The following is a 19,744-nucleotide window of genomic DNA, read 5'->3' on the forward strand; positions in this document are numbered from 1 at the left end:
TGTTTATGGTGGCCTCGTCATCCAGTTCCGTCCGAAATGAACTGCCGGGCAATCCAAGGGATTACCGGTCAGCGGGTCCGATGACCGCAGGTCGGGTCCGCCGAGGGCCGCAATCTCCTGTTCAGCCATGCCGTGACATCGGCGCGTCCAAGCATCGTGTAGACGCCGCCGGCCCCGCATTGACGCGATGAGCCACGCACGGCGCGAGACACGATGCCGATCGGCACCATCGTTCCCTGATAGTCGAGATAGGCAGTCCCGCCGCTGTCGCCGATACAGGAATCGGTCCTGTCGCGCGGCGAGAGCGACAGGCCGAGGATCATCTCGCGATAGGGAACGCAGCCGAGCGCTTTTGCGGCAGCCACCCTGCAATCGGGCGAATTGATCTTTACCTTGGCCCTGCGCCGGATCGTCTGCGGGCCACCATTGACCGGATCGCGCCCATAACCGGAGATCATCGCGATCCCGAGGCCCCAGCGGCGCCAGATATCGAAGAGGCGAACATTTTGAAGGAGCGAATAGCCGGCGCAGGTCCTGCCTTTGTCACCATCACTTAAGGGACGCTCAAGGGTCAGCAATGCGATGTCATTGCCTTCGGCCATATTGAAGTCGGCAAGCCTTGTACAGGGGGCGCCGCCCTGATTGCCCGGTTCAAGCCGGGCGCCGGTCCAGACGCTCTTCGGGTCGAGCACGTCACCGTCATTGGTGACGCCATAGCCGTTCTTGTGGCAGGTGCAATGCTTGGCCGTCAGTACGTGAAGGGCATCGATATAGAGCCCGCTGCAGAGCCGGGGTCGGACCTGGTCGTCGAGGAAGGTGATCGCAACCACGCGCCTGTCGTCCGAAGGCGCTCCGTCCGCAATGAAAAGCGTCGGCTCCCGGTTTATCGCCGGGAAGGGCACGTTTGACGGCCAGGTCTCGATTGCCACGGGGTCGGCGGCTGCAGCACCGCTGGCGATGCCTGCGCAGATCACGGGGGCGAGCAGCAGGACCCGCCGCAACGACGGCCACGGGATCACGGGCATCGTTCTGGCTCCAGCGGGAATGCGAGCTGGCAGGCCGGATCGGATGATCCGCTCCTCAGCCCGGCCCCGCCGGCAAAGGCCTCGCCATGCTCCGACTTCGCTTTCAGCAGCGCGACATCAGCATTGAGCCGCGAGGCATAGGCGTTGTAGTAGCTCGCGCGAGCCTTCTGGACGTTTTCACGGCGGGTGAACGCGTCGACCAGGCTGCCGACATAGGCGCTGACGATCGCGACCGGAAGCTTGGCGACCGCCAGCGCTTCCGATTCCTTCTTCACAGAAACGGAGGTCGGCTCGCCATTCGCGAAGGAAATCTGCGTTTCCCGGGTTACGAAGGCCGTCCTGTCGATATCGACGCGGTAGATGGGACCTGCATTGGCAAACAGCAGCTGCGCGACGGAATATTGATTTCCCTGCAGGACGCCATGCACGCGCCGCGGCATGGCTCGTCGGTACCAGATGCCGGGTATCTTCTCCGCCTCGCCGAGCGCGAAAGAGGGGCCCGGCGAGACGTCCTGCCCGGTCGCCTCGCTGCCCCCATATCTGAGGGTTTTCGGGCAGCCGGGGCTCCAGACACCCGGTTTGATCTCGACCTCGACGCAGGTATCGCGACCGAAAGTATCCTGCATCAGCTTGTTCTGACGCCTTGCATCATCCGCGTCGTAAGGATCGAAGGTGAAGGTGCGGCTATCGGTCGTCGTCACCGGCCCTTCGCGAAGAAGGGCAAGATCCTGGGCAAGGGCGATCGCGATGTCGCCGCTGCGGTCGATATTGACGGAGGAGATCTGCTTGAGAAGACCGTTTTCGTAGTCGACCTTGATATTGTCGTCGGCAAAAGCCGAGAGTTGAAAAGCGAGCTGCATCGGCGAGTGCTCGTCGGGAACCGTGATGACGGATGTCTCCATCTTCCGATCGGTCGACAGCACAGAGGCGCCTGAATAGATCTTGTTGGTGGTGATCACCACCTGCACCAGCTGCTTTGCAAGATAATAGGTGGCGGCGACTTGCGAAGGCTGCTCCTTGGACTTCGTGTCTGGGCTGTAGGAGTCAATCGCAGAACATCCGGAAAGAAAAGCGAAAACAAAGAGTGCCAAGGAATATCTGAAAAACATGGATTTCCTCCCAAAGTATATCTCCCGCCATTATTGAATATGCACGTATCGGTTGACCGCAGGAGTGAGTAAGGCGGTTATTCACCGTTTTTTCTCTGCGATGGCGAAGCCGCCATGGAAATATAGGTGTCCCGCAGAGGCGATTATCCTCTTTCTGGTCCTTTCTGGACGACGATAGTTCCGGATACTGGCCGATCGCTTGAGTGGATCTGCGGAAAATCGTTCCAACGGCATGAACCTAACGCTTGGACAGGCACACGCGAATGATCGGCGGTTCGGACGATTACCGCGAAAGATCGAGGATGAACACGTCGATCAGCGGTCGAAGTGCTTCTGGCATATGATTGACGAGCGCCTCGTGGAGTTCGTCAGGCGTCCGGAATGGGTTCTGCCGCCTTGCGACTTCGACCGACGATCCGTACCAGAGCACCAGATAGATCCCCTGCCAGGCCGCATGCGGATGGGAAGCATAACGGATCGAGAGCTGTTCGGCCGCCGCAGTATAGAGCTCCGAGTTCCACTGGCCCTTGACCTCGACCACCAGCAATCTTGGATCACCGGCAATAACGCAGGATGCCGTGAAATCGCACCGGTTCTCGTCCGCCATCCTGTGCTCGAGCACGGCGGTGATGCCGCGCCTGTTCAGCTCGCCCTCTAGCCGGTCGACGATGCGTTCGGTGGCGTGATTTTCTTCGACGTGGCGCCCCTCGCGATAGAAGGTCCTGATCGGATTCGTCGGCGCATGGCGCACCCAGCCCTGAAGGTCGCCGAGCATGTCGAGCATCAAGCTGCGCAGGTCCTCGACCGTTGCGATCTGGTTGCGATCGAGGAGATCGACGAGCGAGCGTGGCGTTGGAACAGCAAAGCTCTCCAGACTGCGGCGGCGGGCCGAGGTCGAGGACAGGTGCTTCAATGTCTGTGTGAAGTCGCTGAACCTGATGTCATCAAGCAGCTCCTCCAAAACAGGAATTGCCTCGCCCGGATCGTCGTTGCCGATTGACCAGATGAGGTCGCACAGGAAGCGATAGGCGGTTTCGCCGGGTGGCGAGGAATTGCCGTAGGAACCTGGCAGATCGACTTTCGGCCAGTCGTCGATATATCTGTCGAGGATGAGGGCGGTCTTGCGTGCTCCAAGGCGCGGCCAGCCGACCGCCTCGTCGCGGTTAAGTCGACCGGCCCTCGCCTCGATCGTCAGCAGGCCATCTGGACTGGCGCCGAAAGCCGCGATGACGCGATCGCAGGCGTTACCGAGGAAAAACAGATGGCGGATCAGCCAGAACTGCGCCTCCCCGGACTGCGGATCGAGCGTTCCCGCCGCCGCCATGTCGAGAAGCGGCCCGCTTCGCGAAGCAATGAGATCACGCAGCTCGCGCAGGTCGCCGTATTTGACGGCGATCTGAAACAGGGCATGGCGTGCGGCGAATGGCATTACCGGAAAACGTCTCAACCAGTCGAGCGAAAGCTTTCCCCGCAGCCGGCGGAAGGCGGGCTTATATTCCAGCCAGTTGACATTGGTGTGGTCGAATTCGGCCCGCTGAAACTGGGGCTCGATGAAGTCCCTCAGGAACTGCTCGATCTGGCTATCGCAGCTGAAAAGCTGGCGATCGATCTCCTGTTCGAAAGCCTCGGACTCGCCCTCCGGATAGGTGTAGTTCGTGAGGTCGATCTTGACGGCCTTGAGCAGGTCACGCTCCAAGCCATCGAGCTGGCCATGCTCGCGAAACCAAAGCAGTGTCGCAGCGGTGCAAATGCGGGCAAGCCTCAGATTTTCTCCGGCCACGAGATCGGCGAGCGTCGGTGCGGCATCGCACCTTGCGACGAAGGCGCGAAGAGCACGCTGAGCAAGATCGGGCTCTGCGGCAAGTTCCGCCATATCGTCTGGATAACGAAGATAATAATCGGCGAGCGTGAAAAGGTGGTAGGGGAATTGACCGGCGACGATCGCCTCCGCATTCCTTCTGCTGAAGGCGCGGTTCGCCTCGATGACTCCTTCTTGCTTTTTCTCGCGCCGTCGTTTCAGGCCGCGCTTTTCGACATTGCGCCATCGTTGCCACCGCCGACGCTCGTCAAACCAGGAACGAAGCAGGGCAGGATCGACAGCAGCCTGGCGGCGCATCTCTGCCCGCAATTCCCAGCGCCATGAATGTTCGTGCCCCGTTGTCGGCCATGGCAAAAGGGTAGACCAAAGCGCGATATTTTTCGTTGCTACCGCGTGGTTGGCCATGGCTGGATAGTCGGCTGGCAGCATAATCAGGCCGGCATGGACGTGCTGGCCCAGAACGGTGTGGTGTATCTCCATAATCTCGTCGGGCGTCCGGAGCGTGCCGATCGCGATTTTCTGCAGATCCTGCCGCAGGGCGTCATTGGCCTTGAGATGTAGGATCGCCGCGCTATCCCTGCCCGAGCGGGCGTTCTCGAAAAACAGCGGCGATATCCAGCCCCAGAGTCGGGTCGCGTCGTGCGGTTCAGATGAAGTCTCGAAATAGCGATCAATAAGCTGGCCGCAGACCTTGCTGAGACCAATCCTGCAGCGGCAGAATTGCCGCCCATCGTCGCCGCAAACACAGCGCATGTCATGGGTGAGATTGTCGAGATACCAGCTTGCCTCGCCAGCCCTGAAAGAGCCAAACAGCTCCCGATAGAGCCACATCGCATCGAAGTCCCGCCGACGGCTTGGCCGGTTTCTGTACACGGCCAGGCTTCTGAGCAGCGCGAGCACGCGGTCGCGTCCTAATGTTGCGACGCCATGGACCAGCACCATTTCCACAGCAATATCGAGCGCGGCAGCTTCGGCTTCCGACACAAGGAGTGAAAAATCCTCGATCGGATCGTAGTGGCTGATGGAGGCAAGCGCGCGATAGGCAAGCGTCCTATGGTCGCGCTCCGTCGAGGCTGTCAGCATCATGTGCCGCAACTCGGCTACTAGCATTGCGGCGGATGAGCCCGCGAGAAGCTCGAGCATCAGGCTGTGGAGATGCGACCCGTCGTCGGGGGTGCCCAAGATGCTTCTCACAAGATCGACCGTGTCGGCGTTGAAGAAGCCGGCCATGCTGAACGAGCGCCCGAAATCGGACTGGCGGAAAAAGGGATCGGTCTTTGCAAGCCGGTCGAGCGTCTCGACAAGCAGCGGCTTCGATATGGCAGACAGCTGCGAGGGATCGCCGTTGGCGAGAACCGCATAGGGGTCGAGCGCGATGGCGGCCGCCTGGATTGCTGGCCCTCCGAGCGATGCCATCCACCCGAGCAGCCCACGCAGTTCGGTGCGAACCACCGAGTTCGGGGCAAGCACGGCGAGGCAGCGCTTCAACGACAATCCGTCCTGCGAGCCCTCGATGCGCTTTACGAGGTAGTTGGCGGCGCAGAATTCTGCGACGATGCGATGGACGGGTTCATGCAGCCCCTCACTTTCGTCGGGTTTGAAAAGCCGTGTATCGACGAGATAGGCCAGCGTGCGGGCCTCGGCCGCCAGCATCGAAGCGAGATGCGGGAAGATTGTCGCGTCGCCGATATTTTCCGCAACAGAAACCCCGATCGCGCCCGATAGAAGCAGCTTGGCAAACAGCTCGCCGGCAAGCGCGATGATCTTATCGATCGGCGGCCGATCCCTGCTCGCAATATCGAGATTGCTTTCGGAGGCCAGCCGTCGGACCGCGTCAAAGAAGATCTTGCGTTTCGTCTCGAAGCGCCGGCCGTTCTCAATATAGGCGTCGGCAAAAAGCTTGATGAATTCCGGATTACCCATCAGCGGCGTCAGCTCGAAGCGAGCGACCTCCCGGTGGAACGCGGCAAAGCTCTCCCCCGGCAGATGTTTCTCGAAAATCAGCCGTTGTTCGGGCTCCTCAAAGGGACAAAGCCTGACGGTCTTGACGTCATCGCCGAAACACTCCTTGACGGAGCGCGTGCTGGACGCCTCCCATTCCCCGGACCGGCTTGCGAAGATCGCCCGCTTTGCCCCTGTCTCGGCCGCACGCTGGATGAGCTGATCAGTCGCCAGCGCTCCGCCCCTGGCGACTTCGTCGAGACCATCGAGGATGATCGTGTCGCCAGCCGGCAGGTCGTGTCTCAACGAGAGGAGAGAGGCGCGATACCGGCGGGTCCCCGTCTGCCGTGCGAGGCTTTTCAGTAGCTCGGTCTTGCCGGCGCCGGGCTCGGCAAGAACGATGATGGTCGCGTTCAGGTCAAGCAGGTCGGTCTCGGTGATCGGCCGACCATCAAGCAGCAGGGTACGGTCAATGTAAGACTCGGCTGACATCGAAAAAAGCATAGACGATCGCACTGCGCCCTGAGCAGGCACTGCTCAGCTTATTCACAGGAACATTGTCCGGCGGACGCTTCCATGGCCGTTCGCGCCGGCAGTTTCGCTTGCCCCTCAGGCGATCTTGTAGATCGCATCCCCATGGCCCGGCTCGACAAGCGTATAGCCTTCACCGATGACCGTGGCGATATAATTGCCGCCGCCGCTATCCGCACTTGCGAGCTTCTTACGCAGCTTGGAGATGAAGACGTCGATGATTTCCGGCTCAGGTTCGTCCTTGCCGCGATAGAGATGATGCAGGAACATCTCTCTCGTCAGCGCGCGACCCTTGTGTAGCGAAAGCAGCTCCAGGAGCTGAAACTCCTTTCGGGTCAGATGGACGGGCCGGCCGCCGACGTCCGCTGTCCCGGTACCGAGATTGACGGTGAGCCTGCCGGTCACGATCGATCGAGACGGGCCGAGCGAACGGCGGATGATGGCGTGGACGCGGGCGACAAGTTCGTCCTTGTGGAATGGCTTGAGCATGAAATCGTCGGCACCGAAATCCAGGCCGCGGACCTCGTCCTCCGTGACTTCGCGATCGGAAAGGATGAGAACCGGCGTCCTGACCCCGGCAAGCCGCAGCACCCGCAAGACGTCAATTCCGGACATGTCGGAAATGTCCAGATCGAGAAGGATGATGTCGTAGTCGTATAATTTGCCGAGATCGATGCCATCCTCGCCGCGATCGGCGGTGAAGAGGTGAAGGCCCTCGATCTTGAGCATCAGTCCGATCGCACCCGAAGCGGGGCCATCGTCGGCGACGAAGAGAGCACGAAGGGGGCGGGCACCGGCCAAGCCCGGCCTCGTTCTGCCGGGATAGGCAAGAAGCTCGGCAGGCCATGCCTCAAGCTCGGACGGCGAATAGCCGAAGTCGAGGAGGCCGGCATCGACTTCCCGTGTCGAGAGGTCCTTGACCGCAGACCAGATGTCTTCCATTTCGGCGTCTGTCGGCAAGCGGAAATGTGCCGACGGGGACGTCTTCCTCTTATCGGTCATTGGCAATCTCCTGCAATTCGAGCCTCAGCCGCCGGGACAGTTTCTGGCGGGCCGAATAGATATCGTGCGATGCCACGCCGAGCATCTCGGCGATATTGATCGTCGACAGACCGAGGGCCAGAGCTTCGAGAAAAAGGTCGCCGTAACGCCTGGTGATCTCATCGAGCTGGGCTCGGACGACCGGATAGATCTTTTGAAAATCGCGAGGCAGAAGATCGGGCAGGCCCTCGGAGATTGCGCCTTCCATGAAAAGAAGGACGTCCTCGCTGGTTTCCCGCCCGACCTCGCGCCGGTTCTGCCGGCACCTGGAGCGGAATACCGTCATCGCTGCTTTGCGGAAGCGCTCGTCGAGATCGTAATCCTCTGCCGGCGGCGAGGCCAAATCCTCTTCAAGAAGCCTGACATAGGTCGAGGAAATCACGTCGCGCGCATCGACCATCTTGGCGGTCCGGCTGTGGCGTACGATCTTCTGCATCCAGAGTTGCCAGCGCTTGGTCGTCAGGAGGATCTGGCCGCGGTCCAGCGCCTTCACCTTCTCATGAAAATCGAAACGTTTTCCCATTAGCGCTCACTCGTCGGCTGCGGTCACAGAGTAAGGACCGCTGCAGCGTTTTTTGCGGGCGCTCCTAATTATTTTTCTCTCTTTCACGAAATCCGTCGTTCTGGCGCCCTTGATATTGCAACCGGCAAATGGAGTTTGCAATGACGGCTCTTTTCTATCTATCTCTGGCACTGGCGCATCTCGACTACATACCCGGCAGGGGATGGGCCGACTGCGCGGCGAGACGGCATGTGCTGATTTTCATGATTTATATCGGGTTCGCGCTGCTTCATGCGGCAGGCCCAACCGGCATTTCATCATAAGAATTGGAGCAGAATTCAATATGCGGGAGGAATTTTTGAGGGGTGCTGGCAGAGATCGACCAGGTGCGAGCGACGACGGATCCGCTGCTCCGAAGATTGCCTCTGCCAGACGCGCCTTTGCGAGAAGCGGAAGCGATGCCGACCGGGACGCGATGGTTGCCTTGGAGATGGAAGCAGGAAGCTACGACGCGCAGCTCCGCCGAGCGGCTCGAAGCCGCCACCGGATTGTCAGCAGAGGAACTGGACGAGGTTAAGCGGCCCTCGGGGCGCCTCCCGGCATCGGCCGCCGAGCTTTTAAGCGCGCGCCGAGATCGCCGATATGCGCGTTGCGGCCTATCAGGACAGGCTGCGGGCGTTCGAGCATTCAAACAAGATCAGGATTCCAATTTCGGTGCTGTCGCGCATCTATCCAAGGCCGCTCGATCACGGTCTGCCTGATCTGATCGAAAGCAATGTGCAATATCTGAGCCACCTCTACGGAGACAGGGAGGTCTTTGACTTTTTTCCGACGATGATCTTCACGCGCCCCACCGAGCATACCTGGGGACCTGTGCAGCTTGAACGGATTCGAACCGAAGACCCGGATGGGTAATTGGTCCCAACGCACTGATTATCTGTGATAATGTCCTTTATCATTGATAGAGGGAGGATCATTTGAGCCAGATTGAAGACCTTCTCGCCAGAAGCGCAGCCGCTGGCGAACGACTGCAGCGGATTGCAGACCAGATGTCTGATCGTGCTGCGCTCCGCGCCATCTATGGGGTCAGCAATAGCGAGCTGGACAAGGTGATTTCCGACAATCACCTTCAAGCCCTAAAAGAGCTTCTGGATATTGGCGATCAGTTGGAAAAAGCTGCCGTGGCGGCAGGATTTCTTACGAAAGGCTCATGAGCGTGGACTTGGTCACGCGGGCCGTCTTGCCCTTCGCCCTTGTTGCGAGCGAACCTGCGCGACTAAGGTTTATGGAATTCTTCACGGTGCAGATCCGCAATCCCAATCATAGATAGGAAGAGAGGGTATGGTTCCGAACGGCCGCAACAATTTCGAACTGAACGCCGCGATCGCCTTGAGAGACGTCTACCGGCTGTTTTTGCTGTTCGCCGGCGACGAGCGGATTTTCGACCTGGCCGGCGCCGACCGGAAGGATCCGCTCCGGCTGATGCGCAACGACCTGTTCGTCGACGAGATCATCCATCTGCTGATCGGCACGGCGATCGCCAACCGGATCCAGCTGGAGCATACGGGCGCCGCGGACGAAGCGCGTAAAATTGCCGATGCCGCATGCGGCGAGCTGCAGCCGGACGTGCTCGAGGACAAAGGCTCGCAAAAACTCAGCTTCCGGGAAGCCTGCAACAAGATCGTCCACGCGATCCACATTGTTCCCGACTGCGGCAACCCGGCGGAAAACCCGCTGACCAGCGAGGTGAAACTGCGCGGCCACAAAGGCAAGCAAGCTTGGGTGGCCTACCTCAACATCCCGCAATACGTCCGGGCATCGGTCTTGAACTTTCGGGGTCAGCCATGAGCGAGCCAGCTGTGTGTTCTCCAGGTTTGCCTGCCATCATGGAGCGGGATGACTACGAACGCGATATTTGCGCTCGCAGCGGGTCGGCGGTCGAAGTCCGATACGAGCCCGACGCGTCGATCGGAGACTGGACGCCGAAGGTGGCCGAGTGTCACGCCAATGTGGATTACTGGGTCGCCCATCATGAGGGCTATGCCGTGGTGCGCGGATGGCTGGCCCATATCGGCTGCGGAGATCTTCGCGGCTACACTGCACATTCCGTTTTGCGCGATCCGCATGGAGAGCTCGTCGACATCACGCCGGTCGAGGGCAATTTTCGTCGCCGATTCATTCCGCATCTGGGAGATGACGCAACGTTTTTCCGCATAAGGACCCCCAAGCTCGAGATCCTCTGCCAGGGAAACTGCCCGGCGCCGGCGTTCGAGCCGGAATGGGTCAATCAGCCAACAGATCCGGACGACCCACTATGAATCAGCTCGTCTTTCCCAAGGGGGCCCGCTTCCCGCCATAGTGGAGGCCTTGCCGGAATCCAGCCGGCTGAAGTTTTTGGAATTCTTCGCCGCGCAGATCCGCAATGCCAACACCCGCCGCTCCTATACGAAGGCGGCGGTGGAATTCCTGCGCTGGTGCGAACAGAGCGGCGCCCGATTGCTGGACGCCATCACGCCCATCCACGTCGCCGGCTGGGTCGAGGAGCTGACCAGGAGCCACGCCGCGCCGACGGCCAAGCAGCGCCTGGCCGCCGTGCGGCACCAGTTCGACTGGCTGGTGATCGGCCATGTCATGCAGTCCAACCCGGCCCATTCCGTCCGCGGCCCGAAACATTCGCGCAAACGCGGCAAGACGCCGGTGCTGGCGCCGGAAGAGGCCCGCCAGCTGCTCGACAGCATCCCGGCCGATACCCTGATCGGCAAGCGTGATCGGGCTTTATCGGGCTGATGACCTACACCTTTGCGCGGATCGGCGCCGCCTCGAGCATGGAGGTGCAGGACGTCTACCCGCAGAGCTGCCGTCTTTGGGTGCGGCTGCATGAAAAGGGCGGCAAGCAGGTCGAACTGCCCTGCCACCATACGCTGGAAAGCTACCTCGACGACTATATTGCGGCGGCGGGTCTGAAGGACACGCCGCGAGCGCCATTGTTCCAGACGTTCAAGCGGGGCACCGACCAGCTGTCTGGCAATGCCCTCCCCCAGGCCAACGCTTACATGATGATCCGGCGCCGGGCGACGGCGTCCGGAATCAGTACAGCCGTGTGCAATCACACATTCAGGGCCACCGGTATCACTGCCTATCTCAAGAACGGCGGCACGCTCGAGAAAGCTGCCAACATCGCTAATCATTCGTCGACTCGTACCACCCAGCTCTACGATCGCCGCAGTGACGAGGTGAGCCTCGATGAAGTCGAACGGATCTTGATCTAAGTCTGCGGGAAATTTCCTAAGCAACATGGGGACATTGCGCGAAGGTCTTTGAAGGCCACTACTATGTAATGTAGTATCGGGCGACGGCCAGGAGGAAAACCATGTTTAAAATCACCGGGTTAGACAAAATCACGAAGGAGCTAGACCAGCTGCAGCGGGTGATCGGCGGGCTGGACGGCGAAATTGGCCAGGTCAAATTCGATCCGAGTGATCCGGCAAGCATTGAGAGTGCAATCAGTGACGTCGAGAATATGATCGATCAGAAGGCCGGCCACTATGCCTCAAATTCTATGGCCGCCTCAATCATCGAGCAGATGAAGGACACCTATCGACAGGCTATTCTCGACAAGGCGGCTGAAGCACGCGCAGCACGTGATAACGCATAATGCCGAATTACAGTGACCTGTTTGCCGAGATCAACAACGCCGTCCTTGATCTGCAGAATGCCCAGCTTCAAAGCTACGATCGGCCTCTCAAGACATTGGCGCGTCTGCTTCGCAGCCCCGATCTTGAACAGGCCAATGCCCAATTGATGGAAGGTCTGGATCTCGAGGCATTCCTTGCCGGCCAAGAGCGCAGCGGCTCCATGATGGGTAGCGACAGCGTCACATGGCCCGACGAGCATGAAAAGGTGCTTGGTCTGACGCTGCTGTTGATTTTCCGCTTCGCGGAGAATGCGCATGAGATGGCCGATTTTGGACATACCTATTTCTACGCCGGCAGCAGCATCATGAAGAACGTCCACGCTGTGACCCGTCAGGTCATCGTTCCGTTCAACCGTGACTATAAGACATATGTTCTCTCTCAGGGACAAACCATGGCCAAAATCGTCCGTCCTCTCACCAATCGGGTGTTTGTGGTTCATGGCCACGACGGCGAGGCCCGCGAGGCCGTCGCCCGGTTCCTCGAAAAGATCGGTTTCGATCCCGTCATTCTTCACGAACAGGCCAACCGCAGCCGGACCATCATCGAGAAGATTGAAGCCAATCACGACGTGAGCTTCGCCGTGATCCTGCTGACCCCCGACGATGAAGGATGCGTCAAAGGCGGTACACCGGAGCCCCGTGCCCGGCAGAACGTACTGCTCGAGCTGGGGTACTTTATGGCGCATCTTGGACGTGAAAATGTGTGTGCGCTGAAACGGGGGCAAGTCGAGATCCCCAGCGACTTCGCCGGCGTCGTATGGGAGCCTATGGACGACAATGGCGGTTGGAGGGCAAGTTTGGCCCGCGAGCTTGAAGCCGCCGGTCACTCCATCGACTGGAACAAGGTCATGAAGCCCCGATGAAGCTAAATCTCAAGGAGGCCAGTACCGTCGCCTCACTCGCGCAGCTGCTTTATGAGTTTCTGCCCGGAAGCGGCAACAATGCGACCGCGTTCCCATTGGCCGCGCAAAAGGTCGGCGTAGGCGAATTCTGGCAGCCGGGCAGCAAATCGCCGGCACTCACACGCCTGCTTACGCTGACCTTGGAACATCACCGTAATCTATTTTGCCCCCTCATCCTCGAGATCGTCACCCAGTCGATGACGTGGCGCGGCCGGCGCGAGCCCTTGACACGGGCCGAGATCGATCAGCTCAACACCTTATTGCCCGGCGTAGGATTCAAGATCCCGGATCTGCTGGATCCTGCCTTCCTCGCCACGCTGACAGGTTCACCCGCCACCCCTACCCCGTCTCCACGGAACCAACCCCATGCCGCCGACCCCGCCAAGTTGGCAGAGCTTGCCGGCCAGTTGCGCGACCTTGCCGCCCTGCAGCCGCAGGAGCGCGGATATGCGTTTGAGAAATTCCTCCATGCCCTCTTTGACGCTTATGGCCTGATGTCACGCGCGTCGTTCAAGCCCCGAACTGGCGAACAGATCGACGGGAGCTTTGAACTCGGCGCCGATACCTACTTACTCGAGGCGAAGTGGCATAATGGACTGACGCCGGCGGCGGATCTTCATATCCTGAATGGCAAACTCAGCAGCCGTCCGACTTGGTCGCGCGGGCTTTTTATCAGCTACACCGGCTTCAGTCCGGACGGGCTGGATGCGTTTAGTCGCGGAAAAACAAGCCTGATCTGCATGAACGGTTATGATCTCCACGAGACATTGAGCCGTGGGCTGGCGCTCGATCAGGTGATCTCGCGCAAGGCCCGTCATGCTGTAGAGACGGGCCATGTGTGCATATCGGTCCGCGAGCTATTCCCGTAGACCCCGCCTAAACCCAGTCCGCCGGCTTGGTAAGAGGCTTCATCTTGTCGCGCGGCAGAGGATCGGCGAACTGCGCTGCCGCGAGGTCAGCGTCGGTGATGTAGGCAATCCTAGAAGCCACCTTTGTCAACGACGGCGCCGGCACCGGACGATTGGCCTGCTGCGGCAGCACCGGAGCGACGACCACGACCGTCTTGCCCAGCTCTTCAGTCGCGATCCGGATCGGTTCGACCAGGTCTGTATCGTTGGTGAGCACATAAGCCACATCAAAGGCGTTCTGGAACGCGTCCCGCACCAGGTGGACACCCAGCTTGACGTCCGTTCCCTTCTCCTGCGGCGTGGCGACATACACGAATTCCGGATAGGGTTGAGGCCAAACGTAGCCGTCAGGCTTTGCCATCGGCGGGTGGACGAGCTTGACCCACCTATTGCTGATGGTGAAATTCCCCGAATGGATCGCAATGGCGCCCGTCGACTTCAGCGCAGCCAGATAGGCTTGCTGCTTGCCCACAGCAGCCGGATCGATCTTGCCCGACACGTAAGCGGTATAGAAGTTGACCAAGTCAATGGTGGTGTTCGGATCGTCGGCCGTGGCAAGTGCCTGTGCCAACGCATGAACGTTCAGCCAACGGAACTGGCGGTTCTTGCGGAGGCGCGCGTGGTAGAAGTTGAATCCGTCGATATAGAAGATGGCGCGCACGGTCAGATCTCCAGATCCGTTGCGCCGATCTCCAACATCCGCTCGTAGAGGGCGTGAAAACGGTCTGCCGGAAAACCTTCCGTGCCGTTGGTCTTGTGCTGGCTGACAACGAGATAGGGGTTCCAGATCTGCACATAGTGAAGGCTTCCCGACACACCGGGCTTGGTCGCGATGAAACCAAGTTCCTCGAGCTTGCGCACGCGTTCCTTCCAGGTCGAGACGCCGCGCAGCCCCGAGAACCCCGAGGCAAACGCGATTTCCTGCTGCTTGCTGAGTGTCACGAAGCCGTCGTCGTTGCTCCGGCACCACAGCTCGAGGTAAGTCGACGAAACAGGCTTGCCCTTCCCCGAGAGGGCATCCATGATGGATCCGAGGAGCGGCATGGTGCGGGGGATGGTCGTGAAGCCCTTGGCGGTCTTCCGGTTCCAGACATCGGTCGGGTCGACCGTACCGAACACCTGCTGGCGCAGCTCGGCCTGCTTCTCTTCGATCTTCTTCTTAACGGCGGGCGCCATATGATATTCCTTTCAATAAATTTCGCAGCCTAGATATAATTATTTTATGTAGTAATTTCAAGTACTTAGTTATCGTCTCAGCGTTTTTGATTCCGCATATATCGCCCATTCATGGATAATCTTTTGCCGATATATCGTCAAGTCAGAGGTATTGAGACGTTGAGATAGGAAGGGAAAGCAAGGTTTTCCAGTCGGTTACAGGAAATTTCCTGTGCTCCCGTGTTATCCTGTTATCCCTGAGTGCTAGTACGTGCTCCCCTGTGCTCGAATGGAGAGGGTCCGGGAGAGGGGGCAACCTTTGACAGGATTGGTGTTCTGTCCCATATAGTGACTGAGACCACTAGCAGCTATGCTGTTAGTCCAAGAGCCGCAGAGGAGCAATCCGAAGCGGCTTTTGGCTTTTTAAAAGGGTATGTCGTCCACCATGTCAGCCGGCCGGCGCACCAGATGGCTTGCCGTGGTGTCGCTGATGACCACCAGGACAATTTCAGCAGGTTCGAACGGCGTCCGGTCGGTCACATACTTGTGGCCTTCATCCATATCATAGCGCGGATGCTGGCGTGAGGCGGTGTAGGCTCCCAGAAATACGTTGATACCGATCGCAGCGAGCGTGGGAAGGATCTCGTTGACGTCCGCTTGCTTCTGAATGACTTCCGCGTAGGTCGGGTTATATTCGTCATGAGGATCAGCCCATATGTTCGGAACCATGGGCTCGAGCAGCTCCGCAATCTTCCCGAGGAGATTGACGTTGTCCCTGGTCGGCTCGACTTCAAACGTCAGCTTCGTTTCAAAGCTCAATCTGATCGCATCGACGATCCTGCGCCCCGAATTGACCGGAACGAGAATGACCTCACCCGCCGCCCTCTGTTCGGGATTGGTCTGGATCTGCTGCAGCGCGCGAAGCGAAAGGGCGGGTACACTCAAGGCCTCGGCGATAAAGGCCGCCGTTTCCAACGCAACCGAAGCACCTGTCTCGGCCCGTTGAACAGTACGCTTGTTGACATTACATAGCAGGGCCAGGCGTTCCTGCGATATACCTTTGGCCAGCCGCAGCTGCCTCACCTTTTCACCATCAAGCGCCATGTTCGGCCTCCGTTTCATTGATGGTGAGATCATGGATGCCTTTCTAAATTGCGCCGACGTCATGAAGGCGACACTACCATGAAATGGAGGCGACACCAGCACGACATCTGGCGACATCAAGGTGCCATATGCACGACAGTAGTGGGTCTGGGCTGGAATAGCAATGCCCCGGGCGCTTGCATGCAGAGGCGCTACCGGGGCTCACAAGACCAACATGGTGTTGATTGCCACTGAGAACTGACCCGGCGTTTCCACCGAGAATTGACCCGCCTGTTAGGTATGTTTCGGGTCTGCGGTCGTGGTCAAGTTCCTCGTTTTCTCCTTCGCCGTTTCGGCCGGGCGCCTTGGCTTCGGCGATCACCGCTTCCGAGTGCGCCAGCAAGGCGTCGATATCCGCGAGCTGCACGGACGGCGGATCATCGTGCTCGGCCGTGGAAGAATGCACTTCCCCTCCCCCGGCAGTTTCCAACAAAGCTGTGCTCCGAACCGTCGAGACAACGCCATCGGATTTGCCACCGTCCGCGGCGATGTCCGCCTCCTGCCTGCGCAGGCTTTGCAGCCCCGCCGGACTGAGCGCCCATCCGGGGGGATGGGCGGCGATCCGGCGACGTGTCCTGAGCACGTCGCGCGCAATCGTCAGCTCGTGGCTGGGCATGCGGATATCCGCGTGGGCGTCGTGCAGCACCAGGTCCTCGAGATGCACGAGCTCACCGTCGATCCACAGCGAGGCGCAGGCGTCGCCAAAATGCATGCGCTCGATCCATCCGGCGCCGACCGGCGAGCGAATAATGCGCTCACCCAGGCGCACCAAAATGGATGCGACGTCGGAAATCGGCCGCAGCAGGTACGTGGGGCAAAATCGGTGGCAGCGTTTTGCTGAGCGGGCATAGAAGTGTGCATAACTCTGCGCTTTGAGAGTTGATTGTCAGCTGAGGGATTCTCTCGCTGGGGCAAATCATGATTCGATTCTGCCATGAAGAGACGGCTCCCCTCCCCCGAGCATGCCGACACGCTTTCACTGAATGCGTTGCGCAGTCTGGTGACGGGTTTGCTGGATAGGTCGCAGCAGGCGGAAGCCCGACTTGAGAAGCTTGAGGCCGAGACCGCCCAACTGCGCGAAGAAAACGCCGCCCTTCGGCTGGAGAACACGCGCCTGAAGGTCGAGAACCAGCTGCTGCGCGACGAGATCGCCCGGCTGAAGAACCTGCCACCTCGGCCACCGTTTCGCTCCTCCGGCATGGAAAAGGCAACCGACATCAAGCCCGGCGACATTTCGGTATCGAAGAAAAAGCGGCGTGGCCCAAAGATGGATGTGAAGCAGGTGAGCCGGCAGGAAGTCCTGCGCGTCGATGCTCCAGCCGGGTCGCGCTTCAAGGGATACCGAAGCGTCTATGTTCGCGAACTGGTGGTGAGGGCGGAGCTTGTTCATTACCGTCGCGAATGCTGGGTGACCCCGGATGGAAAGACGGTGCTCGCACCCTTGCCGGAGGGGATCATCGGTGGTTACGGCGTCAACCTCAGGCGGCTTTGCCTGATGCTCCATGCACAAGGGCAGGTAACGACTGGACGGCTGACAACCTTGCTGAACGACATCGGTCTCGATATCTCGAAACGTCAGGTGGTGCGGCTTTTGACGAAGGAACTGGATGGCTTTGCCGCCGAGGATGCGGCGGTGTTGCATGCCGGTCTTGTGTCGTCATCTTATGTGACGGTTGACGACACTGGCGCTCGGCATTCCCATAATAATGGTTACGCCACACACATCGGCGGCACCCGAACTTTAGCGTCTTCCGCACCACGAAATCGAAATCACGTCTGAATTTCCTGTCGCTGCTACGCGGCAACTACCAAGACTACGTGCTGAACGACGCGGCCTTCGACTATCTGGAAGCACGCCATGGCGCCCCACCGTTGACTGCCGGACTGAGGAGTTTTGAACCGCAACACTTCTGCAACCAGGTTCCGTTCATGACACATCTGGCTGGCAAGGGCGTCGACATCTTTGATACGCAAGCCGTTGGCCTGCTTGCCGAAGCCGGGCTCTGGGGTGCCATCCGCCATCATGGTCTGGTGGGTGACATGGTCATCGTGTCCGACGATGCCGGCCAGTTCCGCGTCGGCAATCACGCCCTGTGTTGGGTCCATGCGGAACGTCTGGTGCAAAAGTTGATGCCGGCCATCGCAAAGGAGGAGCGATGGGCCACAGTCGTTCGCGATCTTATCTGGCGATACTACAAGGCATTGAAAGCCTACAAGCAGAACCCTATCCCAGCGTCCGCTCCCGCATTCCGACGACGGTTCGATCGGATCTTCACCCTGCGCACCGGCTATGAGGCCCTCGACAAGCTTCTCGAGCGGCTGCATCGAAGGAAGAACGAGCTACTGAAGGTGCTCGACTATCCCTACATTCCGCTGCACACCAACGCATCGGAGAGCGCTTTGCGGACGTTTGTTACCAAACGAAAGATCTCTGGCGGCACGATGAGCCGAGACGGTCGCATTGCACGCGATACCATGCTCGGTCTGATGCAGACTTGCCGGAAGCTCGGCATCTCCTTTTACGACTATCTTGGCGACCGGCTCGGCATTGGTGGCGAGGCCATTCCACAATTGGCAGGCCTTATCGCGGCGAGAGCCTAAGCGCTGCTATCGGCTGCCGGGCTTCGTAAATGGCACCACGCGCCCGTCCTTGGACGCCACCTCATCCAGAGCATGCCGACCGGTCAGCCTGACAAGCGTCGGTGAGACGTTCCAGTGCCTCTCGTCGTCGGTATGGATCGTGACGGTTTTACGATTGCGACGGATGACGACACCCGTAATCTTTCTGCCGTCGGGCGCGTCGAACATCACGGCACTGCCAATCTTGATCTGCTGCAATGCCTGATCTGTCTTTTGCCGATGCAGAAGATGAAGCCGTTCGACGATACGCTCGTTCAACGCCAGCAGTTCGGTCTCATTGAGCGCGTCGATATCGATGTCGGTCATGGCACGGCTCCACCCCAAAACGGAGTCTTCTTCAAGGACGAAGCGGATTATGATAGAAGCTGGTCAGCGACACAATTGCCTGACAAACCGGCACCGCCAACAAATCTGCCCCACTTACCCGCAGCAGGCTAGTGATGGGCAGGTTAGACAAATCATAACACATTGAATTCATGGTAAATGATTTGTTAAACGGACGCTATCTCAGAGTTAGCATCCGTTACTGAATAGTCTGCTCAAGGCTGTGCCTCACTTCCGATAAGTACCAATTATCGGAAGTGATACGTACAGATGGATTGTACGCAGGGGTTTACGGTGCTATCGTGCAGCGCGAGAGGCAAAATCGGAGCGCACGATGTCCCAGACCAGCTACAAGATCAGCGAAGCGCGGAAAAATTTCGCCGAGGTGCTCGAGCGCGCCAACCGGGGCGAAGAAATCATTATCATGCGAGGCAGCGAGATCTATGCCCGCATCGGCCCAGCCGATGGCGGCAAGCGCCCCTTCGGCTTGCTGCGCCAGCGCGGCCTGCCCGACGACCTGTTCGACGAGGTCGATGCCGAGCAGGCGGCAATCGACGCCGGCGACTGGAACGATGATGTCGGCGTCTGGCAGGGTGGTCCATTCGACCGCCAGTCCCAGCCATGAAGATTCTGCTCGACAGCCACGCTGTCTACTGGTGGACAATCGGCAGTGAACGGCTTTCGGCGACGGCCCGATCGCTGATCGAGGACAAGGCCAACACCGTCCTCGTCAGCGCCGTCTCCTTCTACGAACTCGACAACAAGATACGCCTGAAGAAGCTCGACTTGAAGCCGCAGGAACTGCGCGCTGCCATCGCGGCCAGTGGCTTGCAGACGCTTGCCGTCACCGATCTGCACGCCGAACTGGCGGCAAGCTTCGACTGGGATCACGGTGATCCCGGGGACCGCATTCTCGCCGCCCAGACGCGACTGGAACATTGCACCTTCGCGTCGCTCGACATCGCCTTCGATGCGGTGCTGCACGAACGGGTATGGTAGGGAGGTTGGTG

General features: G+C 59.4%; 22 protein-coding genes and 1 pseudogene. 13 read left to right on the top strand and 10 right to left on the bottom strand.

The window, feature by feature from the left end:
- Positions 1–68 precede the first annotated feature (68 nt).
- The 5 genes from OLZ32_RS22070 to OLZ32_RS22090 form a co-directional block, all read right to left on the bottom strand.
- Complete coding sequence (locus OLZ32_RS22070) at positions 69–1,025, bottom strand: S1 family peptidase (protein WP_264422543.1); 957 nt, start codon at positions 1,023–1,025, stop codon at positions 69–71.
- On the bottom strand, positions 1,016–2,134 hold the full coding sequence (locus OLZ32_RS22075; protein WP_264422545.1) for a hypothetical protein: 1,119 nt from the start codon (positions 2,132–2,134) through the stop codon (positions 1,016–1,018). The genes OLZ32_RS22070 and OLZ32_RS22075 overlap by 10 nt, the downstream gene beginning before the upstream one ends.
- 283 nt (positions 2,135–2,417) lie before the next feature.
- A complete protein-coding gene (locus OLZ32_RS22080; RefSeq protein WP_264422547.1) occupies positions 2,418–6,386 on the bottom strand; it encodes an NACHT domain-containing protein in 3,969 nt (1,322 codons plus the stop codon).
- A 117-nt stretch (positions 6,387–6,503) separates the two neighbouring features.
- Positions 6,504–7,226, bottom strand: a complete 723-nt coding sequence (locus OLZ32_RS22085) for a response regulator transcription factor (protein WP_264422847.1) — start codon at positions 7,224–7,226, stop codon at positions 6,504–6,506.
- A gap of 190 nt (positions 7,227–7,416) precedes the next feature.
- Positions 7,417–7,989 (bottom strand): sigma-70 RNA polymerase sigma factor region 4 domain-containing protein, encoded by a 573-nt coding sequence (locus OLZ32_RS22090; protein ID WP_264422549.1) that lies wholly within the window; start codon positions 7,987–7,989, stop codon positions 7,417–7,419.
- 140 nt (positions 7,990–8,129) lie between these two features.
- Between OLZ32_RS22090 and OLZ32_RS22095 the strand changes: the two genes are divergently transcribed.
- From OLZ32_RS22095 to OLZ32_RS22140, 10 genes are all read left to right on the top strand, one after another.
- On the top strand, positions 8,130–8,291 hold the full coding sequence (locus OLZ32_RS22095; protein WP_264422551.1) for a hypothetical protein: 162 nt from the start codon (positions 8,130–8,132) through the stop codon (positions 8,289–8,291).
- A gap of 319 nt (positions 8,292–8,610) precedes the next feature.
- Positions 8,611–8,883 (top strand): hypothetical protein, encoded by a 273-nt coding sequence (locus OLZ32_RS22100; RefSeq protein WP_264422553.1) that lies wholly within the window; start codon positions 8,611–8,613, stop codon positions 8,881–8,883.
- A 62-nt stretch (positions 8,884–8,945) separates the two neighbouring features.
- Positions 8,946–9,182 (top strand): hypothetical protein, encoded by a 237-nt coding sequence (locus OLZ32_RS22105; protein WP_264422555.1) that lies wholly within the window; start codon positions 8,946–8,948, stop codon positions 9,180–9,182.
- Between the two features lie 127 nt (positions 9,183–9,309).
- Complete coding sequence (locus OLZ32_RS22110) at positions 9,310–9,816, top strand: hypothetical protein (RefSeq protein ID WP_264422557.1); 507 nt, start codon at positions 9,310–9,312, stop codon at positions 9,814–9,816.
- Entirely contained in the window at positions 9,813–10,286 is a 474-nt protein-coding gene (locus tag OLZ32_RS22115; protein WP_264422559.1) for a hypothetical protein, read from the top strand. Before OLZ32_RS22110 ends, OLZ32_RS22115 begins: the two co-directional genes overlap by 4 nt.
- A gap of 49 nt (positions 10,287–10,335) precedes the next feature.
- Positions 10,336–10,755 carry a tyrosine-type recombinase/integrase gene (locus tag OLZ32_RS22120; protein WP_264422561.1) on the top strand — a complete coding sequence of 140 codons (420 nt, stop codon included), beginning with the start codon at positions 10,336–10,338 and terminating at the stop codon, positions 10,753–10,755.
- Positions 10,755–11,237: a tyrosine-type recombinase/integrase gene (locus OLZ32_RS22125; RefSeq protein ID WP_264422563.1), complete on the top strand. Its 483-nt coding sequence runs from the start codon at positions 10,755–10,757 to the stop codon at positions 11,235–11,237. Before OLZ32_RS22120 ends, OLZ32_RS22125 begins: the two co-directional genes overlap by 1 nt.
- 101 nt (positions 11,238–11,338) lie before the next feature.
- Positions 11,339–11,623, top strand: coding sequence for a hypothetical protein (locus tag OLZ32_RS22130; RefSeq protein ID WP_264422566.1), 285 nt, complete (start codon positions 11,339–11,341; stop codon positions 11,621–11,623).
- A complete protein-coding gene (locus tag OLZ32_RS22135; RefSeq protein ID WP_264422568.1) occupies positions 11,623–12,525 on the top strand; it encodes a nucleotide-binding protein in 903 nt (300 codons plus the stop codon). The genes OLZ32_RS22130 and OLZ32_RS22135 overlap by 1 nt, the downstream gene beginning before the upstream one ends.
- Complete coding sequence (locus OLZ32_RS22140) at positions 12,522–13,433, top strand: restriction endonuclease (RefSeq protein ID WP_264422570.1); 912 nt, start codon at positions 12,522–12,524, stop codon at positions 13,431–13,433. The genes OLZ32_RS22135 and OLZ32_RS22140 overlap by 4 nt, the downstream gene beginning before the upstream one ends.
- A 7-nt stretch (positions 13,434–13,440) precedes the next feature.
- Here OLZ32_RS22140 and OLZ32_RS22145 read toward each other — a convergent pair whose 3' ends face one another.
- The 4 genes from OLZ32_RS22145 to OLZ32_RS39260 all read right to left on the bottom strand — a co-directional run bounded on the left by OLZ32_RS22145 (position 13,441) and on the right by OLZ32_RS39260 (position 16,482).
- Entirely contained in the window at positions 13,441–14,133 is a 693-nt protein-coding gene (locus tag OLZ32_RS22145; RefSeq protein ID WP_264422572.1) for an NYN domain-containing protein, read from the bottom strand.
- 2 nt (positions 14,134–14,135) lie between these two features.
- On the bottom strand, positions 14,136–14,648 hold the full coding sequence (locus OLZ32_RS22150; protein ID WP_077994549.1) for a hypothetical protein: 513 nt from the start codon (positions 14,646–14,648) through the stop codon (positions 14,136–14,138).
- Positions 14,649–15,050: 402 nt separating this feature from the next.
- Positions 15,051–15,731 carry a helix-turn-helix domain-containing protein gene (locus OLZ32_RS22155; RefSeq protein WP_264422576.1) on the bottom strand — a complete coding sequence of 227 codons (681 nt, stop codon included), beginning with the start codon at positions 15,729–15,731 and terminating at the stop codon, positions 15,051–15,053.
- A 73-nt stretch (positions 15,732–15,804) separates the two neighbouring features.
- Positions 15,805–16,482: a hypothetical protein gene (locus OLZ32_RS39260; RefSeq protein WP_319641132.1), complete on the bottom strand. Its 678-nt coding sequence runs from the start codon at positions 16,480–16,482 to the stop codon at positions 15,805–15,807.
- A gap of 222 nt (positions 16,483–16,704) precedes the next feature.
- On the opposite strand from OLZ32_RS39260, the pseudogene OLZ32_RS39580 reads away from it, so the two are divergent.
- Positions 16,705–18,371, top strand: a pseudogene (locus tag OLZ32_RS39580) (IS66 family transposase).
- Positions 18,372–18,377: 6 nt separating this feature from the next.
- On the opposite strand, the gene OLZ32_RS22175 reads toward OLZ32_RS39580, so the two are convergent.
- Positions 18,378–18,716, bottom strand: coding sequence for a hypothetical protein (locus OLZ32_RS22175; RefSeq protein WP_264422582.1), 339 nt, complete (start codon positions 18,714–18,716; stop codon positions 18,378–18,380).
- Between the two features lie 352 nt (positions 18,717–19,068).
- Here OLZ32_RS22175 and OLZ32_RS22180 point away from each other — a divergent pair, with 352 nt between their 5' ends.
- Both OLZ32_RS22180 and OLZ32_RS22185 read left to right on the top strand, forming a co-directional pair.
- On the top strand, positions 19,069–19,359 hold the full coding sequence (locus tag OLZ32_RS22180) for a type II toxin-antitoxin system Phd/YefM family antitoxin (protein ID WP_264422584.1): 291 nt from the start codon (positions 19,069–19,071) through the stop codon (positions 19,357–19,359).
- The gene (locus OLZ32_RS22185; RefSeq protein ID WP_264422586.1) at positions 19,356–19,733 is read left to right on the top strand and encodes a type II toxin-antitoxin system VapC family toxin; all 378 of its coding nucleotides are present in this window, start codon (positions 19,356–19,358) and stop codon (positions 19,731–19,733) included. Before OLZ32_RS22180 ends, OLZ32_RS22185 begins: the two co-directional genes overlap by 4 nt.
- The last annotated feature ends 11 nt before the right edge of the window (positions 19,734–19,744 follow it).

This window comes from Rhizobium acaciae (assembly GCF_025941625.1).
GTDB lineage: Bacteria > Pseudomonadota > Alphaproteobacteria > Rhizobiales > Rhizobiaceae > Rhizobium > Rhizobium acaciae.

Coding starts and splice junctions, on each gene's coding strand:
- OLZ32_RS22070 (WP_264422543.1), bottom strand. CDS start 1,025: ATGCCCGTGATCCCGTGGCCGTCGTTGCGGCGGGTCCTGCTGCTCGCC.
- OLZ32_RS22075 (WP_264422545.1), bottom strand. CDS start 2,134: ATGTTTTTCAGATATTCCTTGGCACTCTTTGTTTTCGCTTTTCTTTCC.
- OLZ32_RS22080 (WP_264422547.1), bottom strand. CDS start 6,386: ATGTCAGCCGAGTCTTACATTGACCGTACCCTGCTGCTTGATGGTCGG.
- OLZ32_RS22090 (WP_264422549.1), bottom strand. CDS start 7,989: ATGGGAAAACGTTTCGATTTTCATGAGAAGGTGAAGGCGCTGGACCGC.
- OLZ32_RS22095 (WP_264422551.1), top strand. CDS start 8,130: ATGACGGCTCTTTTCTATCTATCTCTGGCACTGGCGCATCTCGACTAC.
- OLZ32_RS22100 (WP_264422553.1), top strand. CDS start 8,611: ATGCGCGTTGCGGCCTATCAGGACAGGCTGCGGGCGTTCGAGCATTCA.
- OLZ32_RS22110 (WP_264422557.1), top strand. CDS start 9,310: ATGGTTCCGAACGGCCGCAACAATTTCGAACTGAACGCCGCGATCGCC.
- OLZ32_RS22115 (WP_264422559.1), top strand. CDS start 9,813: ATGAGCGAGCCAGCTGTGTGTTCTCCAGGTTTGCCTGCCATCATGGAG.
- OLZ32_RS22125 (WP_264422563.1), top strand. CDS start 10,755: ATGACCTACACCTTTGCGCGGATCGGCGCCGCCTCGAGCATGGAGGTG.
- OLZ32_RS22130 (WP_264422566.1), top strand. CDS start 11,339: ATGTTTAAAATCACCGGGTTAGACAAAATCACGAAGGAGCTAGACCAG.
- OLZ32_RS22135 (WP_264422568.1), top strand. CDS start 11,623: ATGCCGAATTACAGTGACCTGTTTGCCGAGATCAACAACGCCGTCCTT.
- OLZ32_RS22140 (WP_264422570.1), top strand. CDS start 12,522: ATGAAGCTAAATCTCAAGGAGGCCAGTACCGTCGCCTCACTCGCGCAG.
- OLZ32_RS22150 (WP_077994549.1), bottom strand. CDS start 14,648: ATGGCGCCCGCCGTTAAGAAGAAGATCGAAGAGAAGCAGGCCGAGCTG.
- OLZ32_RS22155 (WP_264422576.1), bottom strand. CDS start 15,731: ATGGCGCTTGATGGTGAAAAGGTGAGGCAGCTGCGGCTGGCCAAAGGT.
- OLZ32_RS39260 (WP_319641132.1), bottom strand. CDS start 16,482: ATGCATTTTGGCGACGCCTGCGCCTCGCTGTGGATCGACGGTGAGCTC.
- OLZ32_RS22175 (WP_264422582.1), bottom strand. CDS start 18,716: ATGACCGACATCGATATCGACGCGCTCAATGAGACCGAACTGCTGGCG.
- OLZ32_RS22180 (WP_264422584.1), top strand. CDS start 19,069: ATGTCCCAGACCAGCTACAAGATCAGCGAAGCGCGGAAAAATTTCGCC.
- OLZ32_RS22185 (WP_264422586.1), top strand. CDS start 19,356: ATGAAGATTCTGCTCGACAGCCACGCTGTCTACTGGTGGACAATCGGC.